At 48.4% G+C, this 761-nt stretch carries 1 pseudogene; it reads left to right on the top strand.

Annotated features, from left to right (window positions below):
• Window positions 1-554: 554 nt before the first annotated feature.
• Window positions 555-761: pseudogene (locus tag ACFSBH_RS12110) on the top strand (group II intron reverse transcriptase/maturase); the annotation flags it as partial.

The raw sequence follows: 761 nt of genomic DNA, 5'->3' as shown, positions 1-761 counted from the left end.
TTTGTGTGCGCCCGGCATGGGTGTAATCTCTAGGGTGAGAGTCCCGAGCCATGAAGGCAGAAGTAGTGGTTAGCTTAACGCAAGGGTGTCCGTGGCGACGCGGAATCTGAAGGAAGCGGGCGGCAAACTTCCGGTCCGAGGAACACGAATTTCATATAAGGCTAGGTATCATTGGGTGAGTTTGCACAACAAAACAAAGTCCTTTCTGCCAAAGGTGATACAGAGTAAATGAAGCGGATAGATGGAAGGAAAGATTATATCCTTACCCGGGGAGGCCTGATGGATACGTGAAGTACCCTTCATAACCTGCCTAGCGATAGGTAGCTGAACCATCAGGAGTCAGCAGAAGTCATAGTACGAATCGGTCTAGAACGATTCGGAAGGACGGAACAATTGAGAGAGAATAGCCCTTTACATTCAGTGAGTCATGGTGAACACAGAAAACGCAGTACCTCACTAGAGGAAAGAGACGGTGAATCCCGTTGGGGTCCTCTAGGAGGGTGGAGTGACCGCTGGCATAAGAGGATAAGCTATTCACGGAAGGAAGAGTAACGATGCTTTTGAATCAAATTCTATCACGACAGAATATGCTTCTCGCACTCAAACGAGTCGAACAGAATAAAGGAAGCCACGGAGTAGACATGATGCCCGTACAAAACCTACGTCAGCACATTCTCGAAAATTGGCCTTCCATAAAAGAAGCGATTCTCCAAGGTACCTATGAACCGATGCCAGTCCGCAGGGTCGAAATCCCGAAACCT

It is taken from the genome of Oceanobacillus luteolus (genome assembly GCF_042678205.1).
GTDB lineage: Bacteria > Bacillota > Bacilli > Bacillales > Amphibacillaceae > Oceanobacillus > Oceanobacillus luteolus.
Note: the sequence above shows the minus strand (reverse complement) of the source record. Positions and strands in the feature narration are given on the sequence as shown.